The 26939-nt window shown below is 71.9% G+C and carries 15 protein-coding genes; all 15 read left to right on the top strand.

Translation table 11 applies throughout. From position 1 onward, the window contains the following. The first annotated feature begins 4 nt into the window (after nucleotides 1-4). Nucleotides 5-1618: a serine/threonine-protein kinase gene (locus tag FB557_RS00425; RefSeq protein ID WP_144854641.1), complete on the top strand. Its 1614-nt coding sequence runs from the start codon at nucleotides 5-7 to the stop codon at nucleotides 1616-1618. Continuing rightward, the gene (locus FB557_RS00420) at nucleotides 1615-3090 is read left to right on the top strand and encodes a CCA tRNA nucleotidyltransferase (RefSeq protein WP_144854639.1); all 1476 of its coding nucleotides are present in this window, start codon (nucleotides 1615-1617) and stop codon (nucleotides 3088-3090) included. The genes FB557_RS00425 and FB557_RS00420 overlap by 4 nt, the downstream gene beginning before the upstream one ends. Before the next feature lie 69 nt (nucleotides 3091-3159). Next, the gene (locus FB557_RS00415; RefSeq protein ID WP_144854637.1) at nucleotides 3160-3546 is read left to right on the top strand and encodes a hypothetical protein; all 387 of its coding nucleotides are present in this window, start codon (nucleotides 3160-3162) and stop codon (nucleotides 3544-3546) included. A gap of 90 nt (nucleotides 3547-3636) precedes the next feature. Further along, on the top strand, nucleotides 3637-5073 hold the full coding sequence (locus FB557_RS00410) for a WXG100 family type VII secretion target (RefSeq protein ID WP_144854635.1): 1437 nt from the start codon (nucleotides 3637-3639) through the stop codon (nucleotides 5071-5073). A 27-nt stretch (nucleotides 5074-5100) separates the two neighbouring features. After that, nucleotides 5101-5574 (top strand): hypothetical protein, encoded by a 474-nt coding sequence (locus FB557_RS00405; RefSeq protein WP_144854633.1) that lies wholly within the window; start codon nucleotides 5101-5103, stop codon nucleotides 5572-5574. Between the two features lie 10 nt (nucleotides 5575-5584). Continuing rightward, nucleotides 5585-6058: a hypothetical protein gene (locus tag FB557_RS00400; RefSeq protein WP_144854630.1), complete on the top strand. Its 474-nt coding sequence runs from the start codon at nucleotides 5585-5587 to the stop codon at nucleotides 6056-6058. 32 nt (nucleotides 6059-6090) lie between these two features. Next, nucleotides 6091-6867, top strand: coding sequence for a PP2C family protein-serine/threonine phosphatase (locus tag FB557_RS00395; RefSeq protein ID WP_144854628.1), 777 nt, complete (start codon nucleotides 6091-6093; stop codon nucleotides 6865-6867). Further along, nucleotides 6860-8461 (top strand): FHA domain-containing protein, encoded by a 1602-nt coding sequence (locus FB557_RS00390; protein WP_144854626.1) that lies wholly within the window; start codon nucleotides 6860-6862, stop codon nucleotides 8459-8461. The genes FB557_RS00395 and FB557_RS00390 overlap by 8 nt, the downstream gene beginning before the upstream one ends. Continuing rightward, nucleotides 8458-10119 (top strand): serine/threonine-protein kinase, encoded by a 1662-nt coding sequence (locus tag FB557_RS00385; protein ID WP_144854624.1) that lies wholly within the window; start codon nucleotides 8458-8460, stop codon nucleotides 10117-10119. Before FB557_RS00390 ends, FB557_RS00385 begins: the two co-directional genes overlap by 4 nt. Nucleotides 10120-10149: 30 nt before the next feature. Then, complete coding sequence (locus FB557_RS00380) at nucleotides 10150-10863, top strand: hypothetical protein (protein WP_144854622.1); 714 nt, start codon at nucleotides 10150-10152, stop codon at nucleotides 10861-10863. A 97-nt stretch (nucleotides 10864-10960) separates the two neighbouring features. After that, nucleotides 10961-17455, top strand: coding sequence for an Ig-like domain-containing protein (locus FB557_RS00375; protein WP_144854620.1), 6495 nt, complete (start codon nucleotides 10961-10963; stop codon nucleotides 17453-17455). Nucleotides 17456-17528: 73 nt separating this feature from the next. Continuing rightward, a complete protein-coding gene (locus FB557_RS00370) occupies nucleotides 17529-18503 on the top strand; it encodes an AAA family ATPase (RefSeq protein ID WP_144854617.1) in 975 nt (324 codons plus the stop codon). Between the two features lie 4 nt (nucleotides 18504-18507). Beyond that, nucleotides 18508-20022: a DUF58 domain-containing protein gene (locus FB557_RS00365; RefSeq protein ID WP_246074254.1), complete on the top strand. Its 1515-nt coding sequence runs from the start codon at nucleotides 18508-18510 to the stop codon at nucleotides 20020-20022. Further along, nucleotides 20019-22427 carry a transglutaminaseTgpA domain-containing protein gene (locus tag FB557_RS00360; protein WP_144854615.1) on the top strand — a complete coding sequence of 803 codons (2409 nt, stop codon included), beginning with the start codon at nucleotides 20019-20021 and terminating at the stop codon, nucleotides 22425-22427. The genes FB557_RS00365 and FB557_RS00360 overlap by 4 nt, the downstream gene beginning before the upstream one ends. Continuing rightward, the gene (locus FB557_RS00355; RefSeq protein ID WP_144854613.1) at nucleotides 22424-26833 is read left to right on the top strand and encodes a type VII secretion EssC family protein; all 4410 of its coding nucleotides are present in this window, start codon (nucleotides 22424-22426) and stop codon (nucleotides 26831-26833) included. Before FB557_RS00360 ends, FB557_RS00355 begins: the two co-directional genes overlap by 4 nt. Nucleotides 26834-26939 lie beyond the last annotated feature (106 nt).

Genomic DNA, 26939 nt, shown 5'->3' with positions numbered 1-26939 from the left:
CGCGATGGCCACCTACCCGCCGCCGGAGATCCCCGGCCTGAGCCTGGTCCAGCGGATCGGCTCGGGTGGCTTCGCCGACGTCTACCTCTACCGGCAAGAGCTGCCGCGGATGCTCGTCGCGGTCAAGGTGCTGCGCTCCACCGACCCCAGCCTGGGCAGCAACCTCGTCGACGAGGCCAACACCCTCGCCGAGCTGTCCGAGCACCCGTACATCGTCACCGTGCTCCGCGCGGGCACCACCGACGACGGCCGCGCCTACCTCGTCATGGCCTACCTGCCACGACCGAACCTCTCCCAGAGCGCCCGCGACCAGCCGATGTCGGTGGCCGAGACGCTGCGCACCGGCGTGCAGCTGGCCTCGGCGGTCGAGACCGCCCACCGCGCCGGGGTGCTCCACCGCGACATCAAGCCGGCCAACGTCCTCGTCTCCTCGTACGGCCATCCGGCACTCGCGGACTTCGGCGTGGCCGGGCGGGCCGCTACCGCGCAGGACGACACCGAGGTCGGGGTATCCCTCGCCTGGGCGCCCCCGGAAGTGCTCCAGGGCCACTCCAGCGGCTCGGTCCGAGCCGACGTCTACTCCCTCACCGCCACCCTCTTCTACCTGCTCACCGGGCACACCCCCTTCGAGGCCAGCGGCGGCGACAACTCCGACACGGCGCTCACCGTGCGCACCCTGCACGAGCCGCCGCGGGCGACGGGCCGCGACGACGTGCCCGCGTCGCTGGAGCGACTGCTCCGACGGGGCCTGGCCAAGGACCCGTCGATTCGCCCGGAGTCGGCCCTGGCCCTCGGTCTGGAGCTGCAGCGCGTCGAGGCCGAGATGCGCCTGCCCCGCACCGAGCTGGTCGTGCTCGACGAGCACGAGGACCTGCACACGGCCACCGGGTCGCCCACGACCGTGCGCGCAGCGGGTGGGTCCTCTGCCGCCACTCCCGTCCAGCCCGTCGCACTCGGCCGGCCGGCCCACACCACCCGCCGCTGGCCCTGGGTGCTCCTCGCGGCCGCGGCAGCGTCGCTGCTCGCCGCGGGTGCCGTGGTCGCGGCGCTCCTCCTCGACTCCCTTCGCTTCACCGAGGAGCCGGCTGCCGCTCCCTCCAGCGCGCAGACCGGCTCGTCGTCGAGCCCCTCCGCCGCCAGCCCCGAGCCTTCGGCGAGCCAGAGCTCCGAGCCTTCTGCGAGCCAGAGCTCCGAGGAGACCCCGGACCCGGCGAACGGCAGTGAGATCGACCCGTGCCTCGTCGGATCGTGGGAGACGGTGCGCCACGAGGAGCCCGTCCCGCTCGTCGGGACCCTCACCGACCTGCAGCGGACGATGGACTTCACCGCGGACGGTCGCCTGACGATCAGCTACGACGACGCCCGGCCGAAGGGGGCCGGGTCCGGGATGGTCTTCGACGGCACCGTGGTCTACGAGATCACGACGAGCGACGGCCGGATGAGCTTCGACCTGATCGAGGACGACCTCGACGTCACCGCCAGCGGGATGCCGGTCGCGGCCGGTCCGGGGACGAGCGCCGTGGACTACACCTGCGAGGGCGACACCTTCACCGAGTCGGGCAACGGGATGGACGCCGAGTACCGCCGAGCTGACGGGGCTAGTCTGAGGACACCATGAGCACCCCCTCCGCGACGCCACCCGTACCGCGCGAGGTGATCGAGGAGGCCGTGGCCCGCCTCGCCCCGGTCCTGCCCCTGCTGCAGGGGCTGGGTGAGCGCTTCGCGGCGAAGGGGGAGGAGCTCGCCCTCGTGGGCGGCCCGGTGCGCGATGCCTTCCTCGGCCGTGCCAGCGGCGACCTCGACCTCACCACGAGCGCGGCACCCGAGGTGACCGAGGCGATCCTCGGGGAGTGGGGCGACGCCACCTGGGACATGGGCCGCGACTTCGGCACCATCGGGGCCCGCAAGGGCAGCCACACCGTCGAGATCACGACCTACCGGGCCGACGAGTACGACCGGAGCACCCGCAAGCCGGTCGTCGCCTTCGGCGACACCCTCGACGGGGACCTCGTGCGGCGCGACTTCACGGTCAACGCGATGGCGCTAAGGCTGCCCGACCTGGAGCTGGTCGACCCGCACGGCGGCCTGCTCGACCTCGCGGCCAAGAGGCTGCGCACCCCGAGCGCCCCGGAGGTCTCCTTCGCCGACGACCCGCTGCGGATGATGCGGGCGGCGCGCTTCGTCGCCCAGCTCGGGCTCACCCCTTCGCCCGAGGTTGTGACTGCGATGACCGAGGCCGCTGACTCTCTGCAGATCGTCTCGGCCGAGCGGGTCCGCGACGAGCTGGTCAAGCTGCTGCTCGCCGACGACCCGGTGCCCGGCCTGCGGCTGCTCGTCGAGGTCGGGCTGGCCGAGCAGATGCTGCCCGAGGTGCCCGCGCTGCGGCTCGAGATCGACGAGCACCACCGGCACAAGGACGTCTACGAGCACTCCCTGACCGTGCTGGAGCAGGCGATCGACCTCGAGTCCGACCCCGACGACCCGGACGGCCCGGTCCCCGCACCCGACCTCGTCCTGCGGCTCGCGGCGCTGCTGCACGACATCGGCAAGCCGGCGACCCGCCGCTTCGAGCCCGGCGGAGGGGTCTCCTTCCACCACCACGACGTCGTCGGGTCCAAGCTCACCGCCAAGCGGATGAAGGCGCTGCGCTTCGACAAGGAGACCACGAAGGCGGTGGCGCGCCTGGTCGAGCTGCACCTGCGCTTCCACGGCTACGGCGACGGCCAGTGGACCGACTCGGCCGTGCGCCGCTACGTCACCGACGCCGGGCCGCAGCTGCAGCGGCTGCACCGGCTCACCCGGGCCGACTGCACCACCCGCAACCAGCGCAAGGCGCGCCGGCTCTCCCGGGCCTACGACGACCTCGAGGAGCGGATCGAGCGGCTGCTCGAGGAGGAGGAGCTGAGCAAGGTCCGACCGGAGCTGAACGGTCACGAGATCGCCGCGGTGCTGGGGATCGAGCCCGGGCCGCAGCTGGGCAAGGCCTATCAGTACCTGCTGTCGGTCCGCCTCGACGAAGGGGTGATCGGCAAGGACGCCGCGGCGCAGCGGCTGCGCCAGTGGTGGGCGACGGTCAGCGACTCGGCCTGATGCCCTCGATCGGCTGGTGGGGCACACTGGCGCCGAGACCGCGAGAATGGGAAGCAGGGGATGATGGTGATGACAACGCGAGGAGCGCGTCGGACCTGGGCGGCGCTTGCTGCGGTGGCTGTGGCCACCACGCTCGCCGGGTGCAACAAGCAGACCTCGTCGTGCAGCTTCGAGTCTGGTGAGTACGGCGTGTGCACGGTCGACACCACTGGCTCCGCCGACAGCGTCGAGCTGCCCTTCTACGTCGACCCGGAGAAGTCGGGCAGCGAGTTCGCCGACCACTACGACTTCGAGAAGGCCGAAGGGGGCGTCGCTACCTTCGTCGCCGGCGACATCGAGCAGAGCTGCAAGCAGGGCGAGACCGTCGAGGTCGGGCAGGCCAGGGCAGACTGCCTCGAGGTCGGGGAGGACCGCCTCAAGGTGCGGCTCTACGTGGGGACGCCGCCGGACGAGTGAGGGGGATGGGGAGTCCTCCCCATGTACGTGCCGGGGCCGTCCTGCCTAGGGTGATCGCCGTTAAGGTCCGCCACACCAGCAGGGGGTTCGATGAGCGTCCGACAGGGCATGAACGTAGGCGCTGTCCGCGAGTCGGCTCGCGTGCTGAGCCAGCAGGCGAGCGAGGTCGACTCGCTCGTCTCGCAGGCCACCCGGTCCATCGCGGCGCTGGAGAACGCGTGGCGGGGCGACGACTTCGCCGGCTTCCACGGCCGGTGGCAGTCCTCGGGCGCCCCCGCCCTGGGCACGCTGGCCGACGAGCTGCGTCGTGTCTCTCGTGAGCTGAGTCAGCAGGCGGACGCCCAGAGCCGGGTCAGCGCCGAGGGTGGGCACGGCGACGGCGGGACAGGAGGGTCGCCGACCAGCGGACCGTCGGGCCCCTCGGGTCCGTCTGGGGAGCAGTCAACGGAGGGCAAGAAGGACTGGATCGACCCGAGCCACTCGAAGGCGTCGGGCAACCCTTACGACCCGGACAACCAGCGCACGTCGATGCCCGACGGCTCGACGATGATCACGGACGACCGCGGCAACACCTGGTACGAGGACTCCGCGGGCAACCTCTACCCGCCCGGCACGGCGGTGCGCCTGGACGAGCACGGCAACCCTGTCGGTGTCGACTACGGGGGACACTCCTCGAGCGGCGACGGGCCGGGCTCGCAGGAGTCCATGACCCGCGTCTACTCCGAGCGTGACGGCTGGGAGCGTCGCGACGGGTTCACCCACGAGTGGTCTCGCGAGCACGACACCGCCTACACCCGGTGGAAGGCCGACCCCGAGCGGCCTTGGAACGACGAGTCCAACCCGAGGTACGGGCTGTGGAGCGCACCCGGTGGTCTCAATGACGGGGTCGAGCGGATCGAGGATGGAGCGGCCTCGCGGGGGGTCGACCTCGATGTCAGCGGCGAGGTGAAGAACGACCTCTGGGAGCGCAAGGGCGCCGAGGAGGCCTCCGTCAGCCTGGCCCACAAGCAGTGGGGATCCGGAGAGAATCAGCTGACTGTCGCGGCCGGTGAGGCCCGGGCCGAGGCGGAGGGCAGCGTCGGCGTGGGGCCGACCGGCGCTGCGGCCGCCGGGTCTGCGGGCCTGGGTCTCTACGCGAGCCGGGCCGGGGCCCAGTTCCAGACCGGCAGCTGGAACGGAATGAGCGCGAGCGGTCAGGGAACCGCCTACGTCGGGGCGGAGGCCAAGGTCGGCGGGGAGGCGTCGATCGGACCGGGAGGCGCCAAGGTCGGTGTCAACGCGGAGGCCTTCGCGGGAGCCAAGGCCGAGAGTGAGCTCTCCGGCAAGGTAGGGCCGGCGGAGGTCACCGCCGGTGGCGAGCTGTCGGTCGGCGTGGGTGCCCACGCCGACGTCGATGCCGAGATCAGCATGGACAACGTCGAGGTCTCGGTCGACGTGGGCGCCACGCTGGGGATCGGAGGAGGCGTGAAGTTCGACGTCTCCTTCAGCCCCAAGGAAGTCCTCGATGTCCTGCCCGACCTATTCTGACCGATCTGACCCCAAGGAGCAGAGAGCATGCCACTGATCACCTACCCCAGCCCGGTCGTTCCCGGACCGCCCCCGCTGACGATCGAGGCACCCGACTCCTGGGAGCAGGTGTGGGCGCCGGAGACGCTCTTCGCGATCCGTGAGCCGGAGCGCAGCGACGGGTCTCTCCTCACCAACATCGTCGCTCGGCACTATCACCGCGGCTCCGAGTTCGGTCCGGAGCAGGCTGTCGAGGACCTGCGGGCCAACGCGGAGTCGAAGGGGGGAGAGCTGGGTCAGACCTTCGAGACCGAGATCGACGGCAGGACATTCTTCGGGGCCTCGACGAGCTTCGTCGACGACTCTGCAGGCACGATCGCGCAGGTGCATCTTTTCGCGGCGCAGCCGCAGGGGTCGGTGCTCGCCGTCCTCCAGCTCACCGGCAGCTGCGCCGGCTCTCGCGCCGACACCGAGGTCGACCTCATCCGCTCGGTGATGAAGACCTTGCGCATCAACCCCTGACGCCCCTTCGATGCGCACGATCAGCTACCCCAGCGAGGCCTTCCCCGGCCCCCCGACGGTCGACCTGGACCTCCCCGACGGCTGGGCTCCGATGCGGATGGTGGGTGCCCTGATGGCTGCCCGCGAGGTGTCGGCACCCTCGGGCTTCGCGAGCAACGTCATGGTGCGCGGGTACTCACGGGACATCACCTTCGACGTGCGTGAGGTGCGCCGTGACCTCCAGGCCTTCGCCGACGGGCAGGAGCACGGGGTCGTCGACGAGCCGTTCCGGGTGACGATCAACGGCGTGCCCTGGCTCGGGGTGAACGTCTCGTGGATCGACCCCGACGTCGGCCAGGTCCTCCAGGCTCACCTCATCGCCGGGTCCGAGCGCGGCGTGCTGCTCGACCTCGTGCACGTCGTCGGGGCCGTCGGTGGGGGAGACGTCATGTCGAGCTACCAGTCGCTGCACGACGTGCTCGTCACCGTGAGGCTCTCGCGTTGACGGCAGCCGCGACCGCGGGAGAAGGTCAGGGCATGTCGCTCACCGTCGGGTCCCGCACGCACGTCGGTCACGTGCGCACCGACAACGAGGACTCCCTCATCGCGGACTCCGGCGTCTACCTCGTCGCGGACGGTATGGGTGGGCACGCTGCGGGTGAGGTGGCCAGCCGGATCGTCGTCGACACCTTCGGCGACCTCGTCGGTCGACCCGACGTCCACCCCGAGGACGTCCGTGACCGGATGGCCACCGCAAACCAGCGCATCCGCGACGCGGTGCTGCAGGATCCCTCCCGCGCGGGCATGGGGACGACCGCCTCCGGTGTGGTGCGGGTGCGTGCCGGGGGGACGTGGCACTGGGCCGTGGTCAACATCGGCGACTCCCGCGTGTACCGGGCCGTGGGCGGCTCGGTGCGCCGGGTGACGGTCGACCACTCCGAGGTCCAGGAGCTGCAGGACGCTGGGCTGATCACCGCCGAGGAGGCCCGCACCCACCCCCTTCGCAATGTCGTCACCCGATCCCTCGGCGGACAGGACCTGCCGAAGGTCGATCTGTGGGTGCTCCCGCCGACCGCCGGCGAGCGATTCCTCGTCTGCTCCGACGGCCTGACGAACGAGGTCGCGGACGACGAGCTCGCCCGGGTGCTCACGAGCGAGGGCGAGCCGCAGGTCATCGCCGACGAGCTGGTGCAGCTCGCGCTCACCGGTGGGGGCCGCGACAACATCTCGGTCATCGTCGTGGCCAGCGACTCCGACGAGGCGGTCGAGGTCGACACCGCCCCCCGCGGACGAGACGGAGAGGGCCGTGGCTGACCCCGAGGTCGTCCTCACCGCCGGCGACGGCTGGCGTGAGCTGGTCGTCGGGGGGGTGCGCGGCCTGCTGCCGCAGCACTTGACTGACCCCGTGGCCGCAGCCGTGGACCGACTCGCCGACGCCGAGACGGTCTCGCTCGAGGACGTGCTCGACGCGCTGGTCGTCGGCGGTGTGCGCGGCATGCCCGACCTCGCGCTGGTGCAGGGGCGCCGGGTGGTGGTCCGAGGCACCGGTCGAGCGGTGGCCGGCACCGGTGTCGGCGACGAGGCAGCCGACGACGAGACTCGTGCGCACGAGACCCTTGCGCACGAGGGCCGGGGTCCGTGGACCGAGGTCGATCTCGGCGAGGACATCGCGGCAGTCGAGCTGCGGGCGGGGGAGACACCGGCGGCGGAGGCAGCCACCGGTCAGCAGCGCCTGAGCCTGATCGCCGGCTGGCGGCCGCCGAGCGCCCTCGAGGGCGCCGCGGCGGTCGTTCGCGGGAGCGCTCCCGACGAGCCAGATCACGAGGGTGGGCGCCCTGAGGGCGCCCTGGAGGACGACGAGCCGGTCGGCGAGAGCGCGTCTGACCTCGACTCCCGCGAGGTCGACGTGCCCTCGGAGGACGGCGGTGAGGGCGACCGGCCTGAGGACGACGGCCCTGGGAACGACAACGAGCACGACGTCCCCGACTACGACTTCCTCTTCGGGGACACTCAGATGGGCAGGCCGGACCCGCCGGCGGCCCCTGCCCCCGACGAGGTGGAGGCCGCGGCGGGAGTGACCCGGGACGAGCCGGGGTCGGAGACGATCCTGCCGGAGCACGACGATGCCGACGATCATCTGGAGGACGACGCGGCAGCGGGGAGTCCGGCAAAGCCCACACCGTCCGCGGAGTCCTCGATCCCCTCTTCGCCGACCCCGGCGAGCGGAGTGATCTCCTCGGTCCCGTGGGCACGCTCCGGCGGCGCGGACCAGCCGGCACCACCCCCTTCGCCCCAGTCGCCGCCACCCCCTTCGCCGGCGTCGCCTCCGACCGACGAACCGACCACGTCACCCGACGACGCCGCCGAGCCCGATGGCGCGGTAGATCCCGGGGCCGACACGACCGGTCGCGACGCCCTCATGGCCCAGGCCGCCACCGTCGACGGCCCCAAGGTGCTCGCCGTCATCTGCCCCGCCGGCCACCTCAGCCCACCCCACCTCGACGTCTGCCGTGTCTGCGCACGCGCGATGAGCGATCAGCAGGCCTTCGAGGCCGCGCGGCCCGCGCTCGGGGTCCTGCGGCTCGACTCCGGCGACGAGATCCCGCTCGACCGGGGTGTGCTGCTCGGCCGCTCGCCCAAGGCCAAGCCCGACCTCGACGTCGCCCGTCAACCCCACGTCGTGCGGCTGCCGAGCCCGGACAACGACCTCTCCCGCAACCACCTCGAGATCATCCTTGATGGCTGGCACGTGCTCGCCCGGGACCTCGGCTCCACCAACGGCACGACCGTTCAGCTGCCCGGTGCGGCCCCGACCCGGTTGCGGCCCGAGGAGCAGCTCACCCTCGAGCCGGGGTCTGTGCTGGTCCTGGCCGACTCCGTCTCGGTCACCTTCGAGGTGCCCCGATGAGCGTCGGCGTCCCACCCGAGCTGCCGGGCCTGACCTACATCCAGCCGCTGGGCTCGGGGGGCTACGCCGACGTCTTCCTCTACCAGCAGGAGATGCCTCGGATGCCGGTGGCGGTCAAGGTGCTCAAGGGCGACGGACTGACCGACGCGCTGCGGCGTCAGTTCATCGAGGAGGCCAACACGATGGCCCAGCTCGCCGACCACCCCTTCATCGTGCAGATCTTCCGCGCCGGGACGAGCGAGGACGGCCGCCCGTACCTCGTGATGAAGTACTACCCGCCGCCCAACCTCGCCGCCCGCGCCCGCGCCGAGCGGCTGAGCTGCGACTCGGTGCTCACCACCGGCATCCAGCTCGCGAGCGCGGTCGAGACCGCGCACCGCGCCGGCATCATCCACCGCGACATCAAGCCCGCCAACGTGCTCGTGAGCAGCTACGGCGCACCGGGGCTCACCGACTTCGGCATCGCCGGGCGGGGCGCGGCGCTCGAGGAGGACCTCGACGAGATCGGCGTCTCGGTCCCGTGGGCACCGCCGGAGGTCCTCTTCGGTCAGAGCAACGGCGACGTCCGAGCCGACGTCTACTCCCTCGCCGCGACCCTCTGGCAGCTCCTCGTGGGCCGCTCTCCCTTCGAGGTGCCAGGCGGCGACAACTCCGCCTACGACCTCATGCCCCGGATCCGCGACTCCGCGGTGCCCGCCACCGGCCGCGCCGACGTCCCGGCGTCGCTCGAGCGCCTGCTGACCCAAACAATGTCGAAGCGTCCCGAGGCCCGCCCGGCCAGCGCGATCGAGTTTGCCCGGGCCCTCCAGGCGATCGAGCAGGAGCAGCGCCTGCCGCGCACCCAGATCGTCGTCCTCGACGAGCAGGGTCACACCACGGTCGCCGACCGGCGGTCCACCCCCGATCGCGACGACCGCACCCGGATCAAGGCGCCCCAGGCGGTGCGCGGCGCCCAAGCCCTCGACCCGGCGACGGCACGGCGCAGCGCGGCGCGGTGGGGTCCGCAGGGCGCTGGGCCAGCCGATCCGGCAGCCCCGTCAGACCCGAGCGACTCCGTCACCGACCGGCGCCCCGCCGTGCCTGCCGTGTCCGCCGCCGAGACGACGGCCGGAGGCGTGGAGCAGTCCGACCCGGCCGATGCCGGGACGGTCCAGGTGCACCGCGAGCGGGTCCGGGCGGAAGGGTCGTCCGCGGCCACTGGTCCCGCGCGAGCCGAGAGCACGATCAGGATCGGCCCCGGCACGCTCGTCGGCGCCCTGCTCGCGCTGGTCCTCCTCGGCGGTGCGGCGGCGGTCGCGCTGACCCGGTCCGGGGAGCAGGCCGAGCCGCAGCAGAGCTCGACGAGCACGATCAAGCAGGAGAGCTCCGGCCCGATCGTCGCGGTGCCCGAGCCTCCCTCGCTCGCGGCCGCTCCGGGCGAGGGCGGCGTCGTGCTGACCTGGACCAGCGACGACCTGCAGCGCACCGACCGCTTCACCGTGCGGGCGGCGCAGGGTGAGGACGGCGACGTCGAGGCGGCCGACGCAGTCTCGGTGCAGGACGCCCGTCGCCACCTCGTCAAGGCCAAGGCAGGGACGAAGGTGTGTGCTCAGGTGCGCGTCGACCGCGCGGGGGTCTCGAGCACGTGGTCGGAGGTCCAGTGCGATGTCGCGACCTGACGATCGAGAGGTGAGCCGGTGCAGGACCACATGAGCAGCGTCGAGGTCGACTTCTGCGGAGAGATCTTCCGCGCCGAGGAGGGCCGACCGCTCGTCATCGGGCGAGAGGGCGACGTCGAGGTCGACGACAACCCCTACCTGCACCGCTCCTTCCTCCAGGTCGAGCAGGATGCCGGGCTGTGGTGGCTGCACAACGTCGGCTCCACCCTCACGGCCACGGTCGCCGATCCGACGGGGGCCTTCCAGGCGTGGCTCGCGCCCGGCGCCCGGATCCCGCTCGCCTTCGAGCGGCTCACCGTGTGGTTCACCGCGGGCCCGACCACCTACGACCTCGACGTGGTCGTCTCCAGCCCCGCCTTCCAGAGCACCGACCGGGAGATCAGCACCCCGCATACCGACTCCCACGGCGAGACGACTGTCGGCCGGGTCTCACTCACCCCCGATCAGAAGCTGCTGCTCGTCGCGCTCTGCGAGGACTTCCTGCTCCGGCCGACGGCCGGCGCCGGCACGGTGCCCAGCTCGGCGGACGCGGCGGAGCGGCTCGGGTGGGCCCTGACGAAGTTCAACCGCAAGCTCGACAACGTCTGCCAGAAGTTCGCCGACGCCGGGGTACGCGGGCTGCACGGCGGCCCGGGCAAGCTCGCGTCGAACCGCAAGAGCCGCCTGGCCGAGCACGCCCTCGCCACGCAGGTGGTGGGTGAGCCGGACCTCGCGCTGCTGCCGCGAGCTGGGAGCGCCGGGTGAGCAGGGTTGTCGCCGGACGTGGTCGGTGGGGCACACTGTGCCCGACGTCGCGCGGGTTGGTCATCGCGCATGGTGACAGCAGGAGGATGAGTCCCTCATGAGCACGAGGGCGGCGCGCGAGCAGGGCGCGCGGCAGGGGAGCGGTCGGACCCGCACCATCGCCTCGGCGACCGCTGTCGCGCTCGTCGCGGGTGGGCTGACGTATGCAGCGGTGCGCTCCGAGGGTGAGACGGTCCACCGCAGCGACCTCGACGACGGCGGGGTCTGGGTCACCTCCGCGCAGCAGGCTCGGTTCGGGCGCCTGAACACTGCGATCAAGCAGCTCGACGCCGGGGTCTCCGCCGATGTCGCCGAGGACACCTCGATCGACGTCCTCCAGGACGAGGACGCCGTGCTGGGCGTCGCCGCCGGCAACCAGCTGGTCCCCATCGACACCCGGACGGCTCAGGCCTCGACGAGCTCGACAGCGGCCCCGGCAGCCTCCTCCGGCACCGAGCTGAGGGTCTACGAGCCCTCGACCGTGGACATGCGCGGTGGCACGGTGGCGATGGTCGAGCCCAAGAGCGGCAAGGTCTGGGCGGCCCGCTTCGACCCCGCGACCGGGGTCCGCGACCTCGCGGGTCTGAGCACCTCGGGCAAGCCCGCGGTGACGGTGGGCGGTGTCGCGGCGCTCGCGGTGGGGGTCGACGGGGCGGTGCACGCCGTGTCCGGGGAGACCGGCAAGGTCGCGACGATCCCGGTCACCGACGGCGAGCTGGGCAAGCCAACGACCGAGACCATCGACGGCTTGCAGGCCAAGGCGGTCGACATCTCGGCGGTCGGCAGCACCTGGGTGGTCTACGACCCCACCGAGGACGCGGTGCACGTCAAGGGCCGGGACGAGGCGATCACCGGAGCCGGGGGTGGGGTTACCGACGAGGGGGGCATGGCCTACGCGGCCCTCCAGGTGCCGGGTTCCCGGGCCGACGCGGTGGGGATCGCCGGGCAGGCCCAGGCGGTCCGGGTGCCGATCGGCGACGCCTCGGTCGGCGCGGGGGTGCAGCTGACCGACCGCACGGCCGGTGCGGCGGCGAAGGTGACCCGTCCGGTCGTCTCCGGCGGGTGCCTGCACGCGGCCTGGGCGGCGAACGAGCGGGTCTACTACGGGGCGGACTGTGCGGGCCAGGAGGCGCAGGACGGCGAGGACGCCGCGCCGTCCGCGACGGTCGAGCTGGAGCGGCCGAAGGGGGATGAGGTGCGTGCCGGGGTGAAGTTCCGTCAGAACCGGCGCCAGCTGGTCCTCAACGACCTCGACACCGGAGGCGTGTGGGACCTCTCGCAGGCCCCGGAGCGCATCGACAACTGGGACAGCCTTGTCCAGCCCAAGCGCAAGGACGACACGAAGAACAAGGACGAGAACCTCGTCAACGACGAGCTGCTCAAGCAGCCCCCCAAGGCCGAGCCGGACAACCTGACCGTCCGGGCCGGGACGACGAGCAAGCTGCACGTCCTCGACAACGACTCCGACTCCAGCGGGGCGATCCTCGCGATCGCGCCGAAGGACCTCACCCAGCCCTCGGGCGACAAGGCCTCGGCCTCGGTCTCCGGCGACAGCCAGAGCGTCGACGTCGCCGTGGCCCAGGACGCGGCCGGCTCCTCCTTCGAGCTCAGCTACAAGGTCAACAACGGCAAGGCCACTTCCGAGAAGGCCGTCGTGCGGGTGAGCGTCGTGGGAGACGACGTGAACAACCCGCCGGCGCTCCGTCCCGGGAAGAAGACCCTCAGCGAGACGACCTACCCGGTCCTGCCCGGTAAGCAGGTCGAGGTCTCGGCCCTGGGCGACTGGCGCGACCCCGAGTCCGACCCGGTGACGCTCGAGGCGACCGACCCAGGGTCGACGGTCGACGGCAGCGGCAAGCTGACCGTGGTCGGGTCGGACGAGACGGGCAAGCGCACGGTCGAGTACGCCGTGGACGACGGGCGTGGAGGTCGGGCGAAGGGGGAGGCGAAGCTCACCGTCCTCGACCCGGTCGACGGGGAGCTCGTCGCGCCGAAGACCCAGCCTGACGTGGTCCGCGCCGTGGTGGGCAAGCCGGTGCAGATCGAGCCCCTGGCCAACGATGTCCCGGGCGCGGACCCATCCGACCCGGACGCGACCCTGCAGCTGGCCTCGGAGATCACCGGCAAGGGCGACCTCACGGTCGACACCGATCTGGACACCGGCGTCGTGACGATCACCCCGAACACCGCGGGGGTGCAGGAGCTGTCCTACGCCGGACGGGTCGGGGGCGGAGTGAGCTCCGGTCGGATCCGGCTCGACGTTGAGGCGGCCCCCGACAAGGACGTGCCCCCCGTCGCGATCCCGGACACGGCGACCGTGCGTGACCAGGCACCGACGATGGTCGACGTCCTCGCCAACGACTACAGCCCCCGGGCCGACGTCCTCGTGACGAAGTCTGTCGACATCGTCGGGGCGAGCTCGTGGCTCCGCCCGACGATCTACCAGGGCAGGTGGGTGCGCCTCGAGGCCCTCTCGCCCGTGCCGCTGGAGAGCGGCGGAGAGCCTCGCACCGGCAAGGTGCGATACACGGTCAGCGACGGCAGCAAGACCGCGACCGCGACGATCAGCGTGGTCCAGAAGCCGGCGCTGGACACCGAGCTACCGGTCGTCGAGGACGACGAGGCCGTGGTTCGGGCCGGTGACACCGTCACGATCCCCGTCCTAGACAACGACACGATGGCCTCCGGTGTGCCGCTGACCGTGGTGCCCGGAAGCGTCAAGGTGGTCGACGGCGAGGGCGACGCCTTCACCTCCGGCAACCTCGTGCGCTACGTCCCTCCGTCCCGGGTCACCGAGCAGCGCAGCGTGGTGCTCGAGTACGCCGCCCAGCCCGAAGGGGTCACCTCGCTCGCGCAGAGTGCGCGGGTCCGGGTGCAGGTCAACCCCGACCCCACCGAGGTGAGCCCCAACCGCGGCCCGTCGGCCCGGTCGTTCTCGGCGAGCGTCGTCGCCGGGGAGCGGCTGACGATCACCGTGCCCACCTCTGGCGTCGACCCCGACGGCGACACCGTGACGATCAACGGGATCGTGGGTGAGGGCGGGGACACCATCGATCTGACCCAGGGCCGGATCACCACGGTCGGCGCCTCGACGATCGTCTACGAGGCCTACCCCCGGTCGGCCGGCACCGAGGTCATCACCTACGAGGTGGTTGATCGGTTCGGGGCACGCAGCCAGGGTTTCGTCCGGGTCGGGGTGGTCCAGCCCGGCGATCCCCAGCCGCCGGTGGCGGTGCTCGACGAGGTCGTGGCCCAGCCGGGACGCACCGTCAACGTGTCGGTGCTGAAGAACGACCTCATCGCCCGTGGTGACCCGGTCAACGTCGAGTACGAGGAGCTCAACACGGCCGAAGCCCTCGAGGGGTGGTCGGTCGACACCGAGACCTACGAGGTCCGCACCACGGCGCCGGACGAGGGCGCCCCGGTGCACCAGATGACCTACGGGATCGACAACGGCATCTTCGACCCGTCCCGCGCCAGCGTGCTCGTCCGCGGGCAGGAGGGATGGGTCAACCCCCCGACGGCCGTGGACGACGTCGCCCGCCCGAAGAAGGACCAGACCAGCGCCGTGGTCGACGTGCTGGACAACGACTACGACATCGACTCGACCTCCGCCCAGCTCTCGGTGGACCGCGTTCTCTCCGAGCACGCGAGCGTCGAGGGCAACCAGGTGCGGGTGCAGGTCCTCGACCACCCGCACGTCGTGCCCTACGTGATCACCGACGCCGACGACGCCGAGGCGATGGCACTCATCTACGTCCCGACCGGCGACGACGGCAAGCCCTTCCTCGTGCCGGACAAGGTCATCGGGATGGACGCCGACTCCACCGAGCAGGTGAGCATCGGGGACTACGTGAAGTCTCCCCGCGACCGGCCGGTGAAGATCACCGCTGCCGCCACGGTGAGCACCTCGCCCCAGGACCACCTCACCGCCGAGGTGACCGGTACCGACTCGATCGAGCTGACCAGCCGCAACGGCTACGTCGGCCCGGCTGCGCTGATGCTCGAGGTGTCCGACCAGCAGACCGACGCCCAGTCCACCGAGGAGAAGAAGGACTTCGGCACCGCCTACGTGACGATCCCCGTCCAGGTCGGGCCGCAGATCCCGCTGCTCCGCTGCCCCGTCGGCTTCGACGTCACGCTCTACGCCGCGGGCCGTGCGCGTGACCTCGACATCCCCTCGCTGTGCCACGCCTGGGTGCCCATCGGGACCAACCTCGCCGACGCGGAGTTCGAGGCCGACTGGGAGTCCGAGCCAGCCGGCGTGCAGATGGAGCAGCAGGACGACGGCGGGCGTCGGGTCCTGCTGCGCGCCGACGCCGACGCCCCCGGTGGCCAGGGCCAGCTCACCGTCCGGGCGAAGGGGGCACCGGACGCCGAGGCGGGCCAGATCGGGGTCCGGGTCGTCCCGCAGGAGCCCGAGGAGGACGAGTCCGATGAGGAGCAGGACGAGAACGAGCAGGAGGAGGACGAGCCGGAGCCTCAGGTGCCGATGCCGCGCCTACGCCCGGTGAGCATCGAGGGGCTCGAGGCCGGCGAGAGCCAGACCATCGACCTGCGCGGCTACCTCGAGTCGCCCCTGGAGGACCCGGCGTGCACGATCGAGGCCGCGGCGGTGGAGTCCGGGGAGGGCCTGAAGGCCACGTCCTCGGGGTGCGAGCTCACCGTGACCGCAGGGGAGCGCCCCTCGCGGACCGGCACGATCGGCCTCGTCGTCTCCGACGGACCGGACCGCCAGGCAGAGGGCCGGGCGAGGGTCACGATGCTTGGCACGCCCTCGGCGCCGACCGCGGTGTCGGCCAGCGCCGACCGCGACACCGGCAGCCAGGCCAGCGTCCGCTTCGCACCGCCGGAGTACACCGGCGGCGCCCGGGTCTCGGAGTACCGCGTCGAGTGGGACGGCGGATCCACGACCTGCCAGGCCAGCCCGTGCACCATCACCGGTCTGACCAACGGCCAGGAGTACACCTTCACGGTGCGCGCGGTGACCAGCGTCGGCGAAGGGGAGCGCAGCAAGGCCTCCAACCCGGTCACCCCGGACACGCGGCCGGGAGCGGTGACCGGGGTGCGGATGACCGGGCGCGGCGACGGCTTCGTCGAGGTCTCGTGGTCTGGGGTGCAGAACAAGGGATCGGACCCGGTGCGCTACACGGTCCGGGCGGTCGATGCCGCCGGTCGGGTACGGACCCAGTCCACGGGTGCGCCGTCCACCGGTCCGGTACGGATCTCCGGCCTGGACAACAACCAGGTGCAGAATGTCCAGGTCCAGGCGGTCAACAAGGCAGGCGCCGGGCCGTTCAGCTCCTCGGTGCGGATGCAGTCCGCCGGCACCCCCGCGGCGGTTCCGGCGCCGAAGGTCACGGCGCGCGGCGCGACGGCGGCGGACAACTCCGCCTCCCTGCAGATCTCCTGGCCCGCGGTCAGCGCCAACGGGCCAGACCTCACGCGGTACACCCTCTACCGCCGGGCCAAGGGCGGGTCGTGGGCGCAGGTCACGACGACCTCGCCGAACGCGCGCACCGCGAGCACTACCGTCCCCTACGACGGCAAGACCTACGACTTCGTCGTCACCGCGACCAACGGCGCCGACAAGACCTCGCCGATGGCCAACCCGGCGTCCTTCTCCTCCAACGGGATCCCGCAGACGCCGAAGGTGACCGCGAGCACACCGAGCGCGGACTACAAGGCGCGCTGGGTGGTTACCCTCGGGTCGTCCCGTTCCTCCGGCTACTCCCAGATCCGGTGGCAGACCTCGTCCGGTCGGAGCGGCACGCGCACCTGCGGACCGTGCTCCGGTCAGGTCGTCATCGGCTCACCGGCCCTCTCGTCGGCGTCCGCCGCGGAGAGTCCGGAGACGGTGACCGTCACCGCGGTCAACGCCGCCGGCAAGGCGAGCAGCGCGGCCCGGTCGAATCAGTACACGGTCTACGGGCCGACCCGCGCGCCGACGACGGGCAGCGGTGCAGGTTGGGCCAACTCCAAGAACAGCACCAAGGTGAGCTTCTCGTGGGTCAACCACGCCAACGGCAGACCCTTGACCCGCCAGCAGGTCGAGATCCTCGAGCCTGCGGGCGCTCGTCGCACGGTGGACCGAGGTGCGTCCTCAGGGACCATCACCGTCGACGCCGGAGGGTATGACCGGACGGTGCGGATCCGCGTGCGCAACTACTCGGCAGCGGGTTGGTCTCCGTGGCACGAGGAGAGCGGCAGATCTGCTCAGGCTCCGGCACAACCCGCTATCCCCTCGGTCTCCATGGGGGAGGTGTTCCTCGGAGCGACCGACGCGTGCAAGAACAACTACCGGTGTCATCGCCCTCGATTTACTCTCCGCGACATGAAGGCCGGTCAGTACGGATTGCGGTGCTGGGCCAACAACGACAACGGCGAGCCCTTCTACTCGCGTTCTAACGTCGTGACGGTGACCGGTCCGACCTCCTGGAGATGGAGCGGGCCGAATATGTGCGGGCTGACCACGAACAACTCAACCATCAGGATCCAGCTTTTCGGCGGACCATCAGGCACGGTCACCTCGGGGTGGCATCCGTGGCGATGATGAGACGTCGACGAGGCTCGGCGACCATTGTTGCGGCCCTAACAACACACGCTGTGTGCGGAAGAGAGACACGATGACCGTCACCCACGACCAGGCCTCCTGGTTCGCCCAGACCTTTGACCAGCTCGTCGGCAACGTCGCTCAGGCCGTCGTCGGCAAGGAGCACGTCGTGCGGCTCGCGCTGACCTGCATGCTCTCCGAGGGCCACCTCCTCCTCGAGGACTTTCCCGGCACGGGCAAGACCCAGCTGGCCCGGTCCATCGCTGGGACGGTGCAGGGCACCAACAGCCGAATCCAGTTCACCCCCGACCTGCTGCCGAGCGACGTCTCCGGGGTGACCGTCTACGACCAGGACAAGCACGAGTTCACCTTCCACCCGGGCCCGATCTTCGCCACGATCGTCCTCGCCGACGAGATCAACCGTGCGTCGCCGAAGACCCAGTCGGCCCTGCTCGAGGTCATGGAGGAGGGCCGGGTCACGGTCGACGGGACCCCCCACGACGTCGGCGACCCCTTCATGGTCATCGCGACCCAGAACCCCATCGAGCAGGCCGGGACCTACCGGCTGCCGGAGGCCCAGCTCGACCGCTTCCTCATGAAGACCACGCTCGGGTACCCGGACCACGAGGCGACGATGGCGGTCCTCGCCGACGCGAAGAACAGGGACCGCGCAGCCGGTCTCTCCCCCGTCGTCACCTCCGCGGTGGTGGGCGACATGGCCGCGCTCGCCGACGAGGTCCACGTCGACCCCGCGATCCTCGCGTACGTCTCCCGCATCGCCGAGGAGTCGCGCCGCCACCCCAGCGTCCGGCTCGGGCTGTCGGTGCGTGGCTGCCTCGCCTTCGTCCGGGTGGCCAAGACCTGGGCGCTCAGCCAGGGCCGGGACCACGTCATCCCCGACGACGTGAAGCTGCTCGCCGAGCCGGTGATGAACCACCGGTTGCTCCTCACCGCCGAGGCGCAGTTCGCCGAGATCACCGTCCAGCAGGTCATCGATCAGCTGCTCACCCAGGTCCCCGCGCCCGCGGACCGGGTGGCGGCCCCGTGACGACGTGAGCACCCCCGACCCGGACGACCCGACGATGACCCGGCCGCGTGCTCGGCTGGGTCAGTCGCAGCCGGAGGTCGAGGAGTCGACGACGAGTAGGGAGAAGCTGCGGCGACGCCGCGGGCCGGCGGACTCGGGCGAATCCGTTGCCCGCCCACCTCGGGAGGACAAGCAGCGTCAGCGCGCCGAGCAGATGGCCCAGGCCCAGCAGCCACGCCGCCGAGGACCGTCGCTGCCGAGCATCACCATCCCGCGGATCACCCTGCCCGCGGAGGTGTCGCAGAGCCTGACCGGTGCGCGAAGGGTGATCGGCGACCGCCTCGCGCCGGTCACCGAGCGGACCCGGCCCTGGTGGTCCCCGGTGGCCACCGCCCTTCGCTGGGTCTCGGCGCTCGGGTGGACCATCGCCGGCCTCGGCGTCCTCGCGTGGTGGCTCGGCGCGCGGTACCAGTGGGTCGAGCTGACGATGGTCGCCGCCGGTTGCCTCGCGCTCGTGCTGGCCTGCGTGGTCCTGGCCCAGGGCCGGACGCGGGTGCGGATCGAGACCGTCGTCGACCCGCGGCGGGTGACCGTCGGCGACCCGGCGACGGGACGGATCGACATCGAGAACGAAGGCAAGGTGCCCCTCCTCCCGATCGTCGTCGAGCTGCCCGTCGGGCGCTCGGACGCGCGGTTCACCATGCCGAGCCTGCGCAGCGGCGAGGTGCACGAGGAGATCTTCGTCGTCCCCACCCAGCGGCGCGGGGTCATCCCGGTCGGCCCGGCCCGCACGGTCCAGGGAGACCCCTTCGGCCTGGTCCGCCGGGTCCTGCACTGGACCGACCAGACCGAGCTCTTCGTGCACCCGCGCACGATCCCGCTCGACAGCCATGCGCACGGGTTGCTCCGGGACCTCGAGGGGCAGAGCACCCAGGACATCTCCAGCTCCGATCTCGCCTTCCACGCGCTGCGTGAGTACGAGCCGGGCGACGACCTGCGCCACGTCCACTGGCGGTCCTCGGCCAAGACCGGCGTCCTCATGGTGCGCCAGTTCCTCGACACCCGACGCGCGCACCTCGCGGTCGTCGTCGACACCACCGGCTGGGTGTACCGGGACGGGGACGAAGGGGTCGAGCTCGCCATCGAGGTCGCGGCCAGCCTGATCGTCCGCTCGATCATGGACGACCAGGACGGCACCGTGGTCTGCAACGACCAGCAGGCCTCACGGACCACCGCACCCCTGCTGCTGGACACGCTGTCGCGGGCCATGGTCGGCCCGGTCGACCTCTTCGCCAGCGTGGCCGAGGCGGCGGCCCTGGCCCCCGACGCGAGCGTGGCGGCCGTCGTCACCGGATCGGGGCGGCCCTTCGTGGAGTCCCAGCGGGCGCTCGGCCAGTTCGGGCCGGAGGTCGCCCGCCTCGTCATCGTCGTCGACCGTGGCACCAAGCCGTCGGTGCAGCAGGTCGCCGGCCTGACCGTCCTGACCATCGGTGAGCTGGTCGACCTACGCCGTGTCCTCGTGAGCGGGGTGGCGGCGTGAGCAGCCCGATCCCCACCGTGCGCGAGCAGTGGATCCCGCAGGAGCGTGCGGGCGCCCGCGACCGGGCTGCCCGCTTCGCCGGGCGATACGCCCTCGACCGCGACGGGCTCGTCGACCTCGCGATGAGCGCGGTCGTGACCGCCATCGCCCTGGTCGGTCTGCGCACCGGCTTCATCGGGTGGCAGTGGGTCCTGGCCGCGGCTGGTGGCGCGGTGCTCGGGCTGCTCGTGACCCACGTCGTCGTGAGCCACCGCTGGCCGGCGGTGGTCACGGTGGCCGGCCTGGTGCTCGTCTACCTCCTCCTTGGCGGTCCGCTCGCCGTGCGCCAAGACCTCATCGGCGGGGTGATCCCCTCCGGGCAGACCTTCGCCGACCTCATCGGCGCCGCGGTGTCGGGGTGGAAGCGATGGCTGACGATGATGCCCCCGGTCGACGCCCGTGGCCCGCTCGTCGCGCTGCCCCTGATCGTCGGGCTGGTCGCCAGCGCCGTGCTGTACAGCGTGGCCCGCACGACGCGCCGGCCGTGGATCCTCTCGGCCGTGGTGCTCGCCGTGATCGCCGCCTCGATCGTCCTCGGGACGCTCGCGCCGGCCGGCACCCTCGTCCAGGGCGCACTCCTCGTCCTCGTCCTCCTCACCTGGCTGGTGCTGCGAGACCGCCGCACCCGTACTCCGCTGCAGAACGGCGCCGGTCACCGCGCACGGCTCGTCACCGCGCTCGCGCTCGCCACGGTCGCCGCCCTCGCCGCGACCCTCCTCGGTCCGCTGCTGCCCGGCCGCGACGGCGCGCAGGCCCGGACCGTCGCGCGGTCCCAGCTCGAACCCCCCTTCGACATCGCTCAGTACCCCAGCCCGCTGAGCGGCTACCGCCAGTACACCGAGCCCAACCTCGCCGACCTCTACGACCGGCCGCTCCTCGAGGTCGAGGGGCTGAGCGCCGGGCAGACCCTGCGCATCGCCACCCTTGACCGCTACGACGGGTCCGCCTGGGGCGCGGGAAACCGTGCCGAGGAGGGGTCGGGCGACCCCGGGGCCGCCTTCCAGCAGGTCGGCACCCGGATCGCTGCCGAGGGGCCCGGTGAGGAGCGTGAGGTGACGGTGACCGTGCCCGACGGGGGGTTCAGCGATGTCTGGCTGCCCACGGCCGGCACCCTGCGCGGGGTCGAGTTCGCCGGACCGCGGGCGCGCGAGCTGAGTGAGCAGATGTGGCTCAACGTCGACACCGAGACCGCGCTGGTCCCCGCCGGCCTGCAGCCCGGCGACCGGTACACGATGACCGCGCTCGTCGACCCTGCGCCGCCGACCGAGCTGCCCGAGGGGGTGCCGGTCGAGAGCGGGTCCCTCGTCGAGGGGTACGACGCGAGCTATCTCGACGGCAAGGTCGACCTGTGGAGCGGTGACGCCGCCGGTGGCTGGCCCCAGCTGCGGCAGATCGCCGGCTACATGAGCCGCGAGGGCGCCTACACCGACGGCGGGACCGAGAACTCCTACGAGAAGGTCTACCTCGGCGGTCACTCGACCGGGCGGCTGGCCCGCTTCGTCGGTAGCTCCCAGCTCGCCGGCAACGACGAGCAGTTCGCGGCCACGCTCGCCCTGGCCGCCAACCGCCTCGGCATGCCGGCGCGCGTCGTCATGGGCGCGGTCGTGCCCGAGGGTGGGGTGGTCAAGGGCCAGCACGTCCACGCGTGGGTGGAGGTGGAGACGCCCGACGGGTGGGTGGCGATGATGCCCGAGACCTTCGTCCCGGACCGCAACAAGAAGCCCAAGCAGCAGCAGATCCAGACCGAGGAGGAGCGGGTCGGCGCCCAGGTGCCGCCGCCGGCCGGGGTCAACCCGCCGAGCGTGCTGCAGGGACCCGAGCAGGCGCAGAACGACACCGACCTGCGCAAGAAGAAGACCCGCAACCCGCTCGACCCCTCCACCTGGCCGCTCTGGCTGCAGGTCCTCGTCCTCGGCCTCCTGCTGCCCGCGCTCCTCCTCCTGCTGCTCTACGCCTCGATCCGAGGCCTGAAGCGGCGCCGCCGCCGCAAGCGGGCGAGCACCGGACCCACGGCGTCGCGCGCCGCTCACATCTGGGCGGACCTCGTGACCGAGGCCCGCACCCTCGGTGTCGAGGTGCCGCACGCTGGGACCAGCCTCGAGCAGGCGAGGTCCCTGCCGTCCGACCAGGCCCCGGCGCTCGCCGCCCGCGGCAACGCCTTCGTCTTCGGTCCCGGCGACCCCGCCGCCGAGGCGGTGGAGGAGTACCGGGTGCAGGCCGAGGAGGTCCGCCGGTCGATGCGGGCCGATGCCTCGACCTGGCAGCGGCTGCGCTCCGACATCGACCCGCGTCCCCTCTTCGCCTCAGAGCGGATCGGGCGGCGCCGCCGCCCCCGCCCGACCTCGCTGCCGGAGGTCGCGCGATGAAGCTCAAGCTGACGCTCGAGGGGTCCGGCGACCCGACCGACCTCGCGGTCACGCTGGACTCCCAGACCACGGTCGGCCAGCTGGCCGACCACCTCGTGGCGGTGCACCCGGCCGGCGGGTCCCGTCCGGGCCTGCAGACCGGCGAGCACACGCTCGCGCTCGTCGACGAGAGCCACCGTGCGGTCGACCCCAGGGCGACGGTGTCGGAGAGCGGCTTGCAGTCCGGTTCCCGGGTCTCGATCACCCGGCGGACCGCCGGCTACGCCGACCCGCACCGAGTCGTCGCGAGGGTCCGCGTCCTCTCCGGCCCGGACGAAGGGAGGGAGTACCCCCTCGCGGCGGGTACCGCCTACATCGGCCGGGGCCGCAGCTGCGAGGTCCAGCTGAGCGACCAGTCGGTCTCGCGCCGGCACGCCAAGCTCGTCGTGGCCGACCAGATCGAGGTGGCCGACCTCGGTAGCTCCAACGGCATCCTCGTCAGCGACGAGCAGGTCGACCGCGCCGTGCTCGGCGACGGGGACGTGCTCTCCCTCGGTGAGACCACCGTCGCGGTGTCCGGCACCGGGGTGGCCGCGTCGGTGACCCGGGCCGAAGGGGGGACCCTCGCCTTCAGCCGGTCGCCGGTGATCAACCCGATCTACCCGGGCAAGGAGTACGAGCTCCCCGAGCTGCCGGAGCGGGGCAAGCCGCCGCGCATGCCCTGGGCGATGATGATGGTCCCGGTCCTCATGGGCCTGGCCGCCCTGGCGATCACCCGCTCGGCCTTCTCGCTGATCTTCATGCTCATGATGCCGCTGATGTACGTGGCGATGAACTACGAGGCGCGCCGCAGCGTCCGGTTGGACTTCGAGGAGGCGATGCGGGACTTCCGCGAGGACGTGAGCTTCCTCGTCGAGGACATCGAGGAGGACCAGGAGGAGGAGATCGTCTCCCGTCGCCGTGAGCACCCCAGCGCACTGGAGTGCCTCGGCGCGGCCGAGCGGCACCTGCCGCTCATGTGGAGCCGACGCCCGGGCGAGCCGGGCTTCCTCGAGCTGCGCCTCGGGCTGGCGAGCATGCCGAGCCGGTCCACGATCAACCTCCCCTCGATCGGTCGGAGCAAGGCCGAGGCCTGGCTGGAGCTCTCCCGGCAGATGGAAGGGCTCTCCAGCGTCGATGAGGTGCCGGTGATCGCCGAGCCGATGCTGCATGGCGCGATCGGCGTCAGCGGCCCCCGCGAGCACGCTGTCGCGGTGGCCCGCTCGCTCGTCGTGCAGGCCGCGGCGCTGCATTCCCCGGCCGAGGTGGTCATCGGCGCGATCACCTCGACCGGCACCGCGTCGGACTGGGCGTGGCTGAAGTGGCTCCCTCACGTGACGTCGGTGCACAGCCCGATCACCGCCCGGCACACGGCCACCTCGAACCAGAGCGCCGGGGCGCTGCTCGAAGAGCTCGAGAGCGAGCTGGCCGCCACCGCCGAGGCCGCCGAGAAGGGTAAGCCGCTCGTCGCGCAGGGCATCCACATGGTGCTGGTCATCGAGAACGACGCCCCGGTCGGGCGGGCGCGGCTGGTGACCCTCGCGGAGGAGGCGCACCGACGTGGCATCGCGGTCGTCTGGGTCTCGCCGGTCACCGACCAGCTGCCCGCCGCATGCCGGACCTTCGTGCAGGTGAGCGCGGACGGCTCCGCAGAGGTCGGCTACGTCGGTGACGCCGTCGTCGTCGTCCCCGTCGAGGCCGACCGCGTCGACGCCGAGAGCGCCCTGCGGATGGCTCGGGGCATGTCCTCGGCCACCGACGCCGGCGCTCCGGTGACCGATGACTCGGACCTGCCGCGCTCGGTCTCCTTCCTCTCCTTGATCGGACCCGAGCTGGCCAAGAGCGAGACGGCGGTGATCGAGCGCTGGGGAGAGAACAGGTCGATCCTCACCGGTCCCTTCGCGCCGGCACACCCGGTGAAGAAGCCGGGTTCGCTGCGAGCGATCCTCGGTCAGAGCAGCCAGGGCCCGTACTCGGTGGACCTGCGCTCCGACGGACCGCACGCCCTCGTCGGGGGGACGACCGGCGCTGGCAAGTCCGAGACGCTCCAGGCCTGGATCCTCGGCATGGCCGCCGCCCACTCACCCCAGCGCGTGACCTTCCTCCTCGTCGACTACAAGGGCGGCTCCGCCTTCCGCGACTGCGTCAACCTCCCGCACACCGTCGGGATGGTCACCGACCTCAGCCCCCACCTCGTGCGCCGCGCGCTCGCGTCCCTCTCGGCGGAGCTGCACCACCGGGAGCACCTGCTCGAGCGGCATCGGGCGAAGGACCTCGTCGAGCTCGAGCGTCGCGGAGAGGTCGACGCACCACCGAGCCTGGTCATCGTCGTCGACGAGTTCGCCGCGCTGGTCCAGGAGGTGCCCGACTTCGTCGACGGCGTCGTGAACATCGCCCAGCGCGGGCGTTCGCTCGGGATCCACCTCATCCTCGCTACCCAGCGGCCGGCGGGCGTCATCAAGGACAACCTGCGGGCCAACACCAACCTGCGGATCGCCCTTCGCATGGCCGACGAGTCCGACTCCGAGGACGTCCTCGGGACGGCCGAGGCCGCGTTCTTCGACCCCGCCATCCCCGGCCGGGCGATGGCCAAGTCCGGTCCGGGCCGGCTCATCCCCTTCCAGTCCGGCTACGCCGGGGGGTGGACGACCGACGCGCCGCCGGCACCGGAGATCCTCCTCGAGACCCTGACCTTCGGCACCCCGAAGGCGTGGGAGCTGCCGCCGCTCAGCCCCGAGGAGCAGCTGCGGCTGGAGCAGGAGGACCGCGGGCCGACCGACATCCAGCGGCTCGTCGGCTCGATCAGCGCGGCGAGCGTGCAGGCCGAGATCCCCGAGCCGCGCAAGCCGTGGCTGCCGGACATGAGCGAGGTGTACGACCTCGCCACGCTCCCGACCGAGCGTCGCGACGACCGGCTCGTCTTCGGGGTGCTCGACGACCCCGACCGCCAGCAGCAGCCGACGGTCGCCTTCCGTCCCGACGTCGAGGGCAACCTCGCGATCTTCGGCGCATCCGGCTCCGGCAAGTCGGCGTTGCTACGCACCTTCGCCGTCGCCGCCGGCTTCACCGTCAGGGGCGGTCCGTGCCACGTCTACGGCCTCGACTTCGGCAACCGGGGCCTGTCGATGATCGAGTCGCTGCCGCACGTCGGGAGCGTCATCGCCGGAGGTGACCACGAGCGGGTCGCCCGCCTGCTCCGGACGCTGCGCCAGACGATCGACGAGCGCGCGGTCCGCTACAGCGCGGCCAACGCCTCGAGCGTCACCGAGTACCGCAGGCTCACCGGGGAGCACGACGAGCCGCGCATCGTCGTCCTCCTCGACGGGCTGGTCGCCTTCCGCCAGATCTACGAGGCGCCGCGGATGGGTCACTGGATCGACATGTTCCAGGCGCTGCTGGCCGACGGCCGGCCGGTCGGCGTCCACTTCATCCTCACCGTCGACCAGCGCACCGGCCTGCCCAACCAGCTCGGCTCGGCGGTGCAGAGCCGGATCGTGCTGCGGATGGCCAGCGCCGACGACTACGCGACCTTCAACCTCCCTTCGGACGTACTCAGCCAGGACTCTCCTCCCGGTCGCGGCCTCTACCAAGGACGAGAGGTGCAGTGCGCGGTCCTCGGCGGCACCCAGACCGTCACCGAGCAGGCCAAGGCGGTCGAAGGCTTCGCCCGCACGATGGCCCGTGCCGGCGCGGATGAGGCCCCTCCCATCGGCTCCCTCACCGACAGCGTGGAGCTGGCCGAGCTGCCCGAGCGCACCCGCGACGGCCTGCCCGTCATCGGTGTCGGCTCACGCGACCTGGCCCCGGCCGGCGTCGACCCGCGCGGAGGCTTCGTCGTCACCGGGCAGGCCGGCAGCGGGCGGACCACCGCGGTGGCGACCCTCGTGGAGTCCCTGCGCCGGTCCGGCTCGGTCGACGAGCTGCACCTCTACACCCTTCGCAAGCGCTCGGACCTGCTGGACCTCCCCGGCTGGACGGTCACCGCGACCTCCGAGGACGACATCATGGAGGCCGCCGGCGACCTCGCCCTGCGCTACCAGGACGAGGAGGTCACCGGGCGGGTGGCGATCGTGCTCGAGCGGGTGGGCGACCTGAGCGACTCGATGGCCGAGGACCGGATCGAGAAGGCCGTGAAGCAGGCCCTTGATGCCGATCATCTCGTCATCGCCGAGGGCGACATCGGGTTCTTCAACTCCGGCTTCGGTCTGCCCGGCCTGCTCAAGGCGGCCCGCTCGGGTCTGATCCTGCACCCCGATGACGGCGACGCCGCGATGATCTTCCGCAGCGCCTTCCCGTCCTTCAACGCCACCGGCGCACCCGAGGGCCGTGGCTTCGTCGTCCAGCGCGGGCAGCAGGACCTCGTCCAGGTCGCTCTCCCCACCCGCTGATCCTCCGATGGGGAGTGCTCCCCATTCCCCTCTGCGCGAGCGGTCCCTACTGTTGGTCTCACAAGCAGGGGGACGGCGTACCGCCGACCACCGACCACGCAGCAGC

The organism is Marihabitans asiaticum (assembly GCF_007828725.1).
Classification (GTDB): Bacteria; Actinomycetota; Actinomycetes; order Actinomycetales; family Dermatophilaceae; genus Marihabitans; species Marihabitans asiaticum.
This window is presented reverse-complemented; position numbering and strand designations above follow the sequence as displayed.

Excerpts from the sequence above, each read along its gene's own strand:
- FB557_RS00385 (WP_144854624.1), top strand. The coding sequence starts at position 8,458 with ATGAGCGTCGGCGTCCCACCCGAGCTGCCGGGCCTGACCTACATCCAG.
- FB557_RS00400 (WP_144854630.1), top strand. The coding sequence starts at position 5,585 with ATGCGCACGATCAGCTACCCCAGCGAGGCCTTCCCCGGCCCCCCGACG.
- FB557_RS00375 (WP_144854620.1), top strand. The coding sequence starts at position 10,961 with ATGAGCACGAGGGCGGCGCGCGAGCAGGGCGCGCGGCAGGGGAGCGGT.
- FB557_RS00370 (WP_144854617.1), top strand. The coding sequence starts at position 17,529 with ATGACCGTCACCCACGACCAGGCCTCCTGGTTCGCCCAGACCTTTGAC.
- FB557_RS00415 (WP_144854637.1), top strand. The coding sequence starts at position 3,160 with ATGACAACGCGAGGAGCGCGTCGGACCTGGGCGGCGCTTGCTGCGGTG.
- FB557_RS00405 (WP_144854633.1), top strand. The coding sequence starts at position 5,101 with ATGCCACTGATCACCTACCCCAGCCCGGTCGTTCCCGGACCGCCCCCG.
- FB557_RS00410 (WP_144854635.1), top strand. The coding sequence starts at position 3,637 with ATGAGCGTCCGACAGGGCATGAACGTAGGCGCTGTCCGCGAGTCGGCT.
- FB557_RS00380 (WP_144854622.1), top strand. The coding sequence starts at position 10,150 with ATGAGCAGCGTCGAGGTCGACTTCTGCGGAGAGATCTTCCGCGCCGAG.
- FB557_RS00395 (WP_144854628.1), top strand. The coding sequence starts at position 6,091 with ATGTCGCTCACCGTCGGGTCCCGCACGCACGTCGGTCACGTGCGCACC.
- FB557_RS00425 (WP_144854641.1), top strand. The coding sequence starts at position 5 with ATGGCCACCTACCCGCCGCCGGAGATCCCCGGCCTGAGCCTGGTCCAG.
- FB557_RS00420 (WP_144854639.1), top strand. The coding sequence starts at position 1,615 with ATGAGCACCCCCTCCGCGACGCCACCCGTACCGCGCGAGGTGATCGAG.
- FB557_RS00355 (WP_144854613.1), top strand. The coding sequence starts at position 22,424 with ATGAAGCTCAAGCTGACGCTCGAGGGGTCCGGCGACCCGACCGACCTC.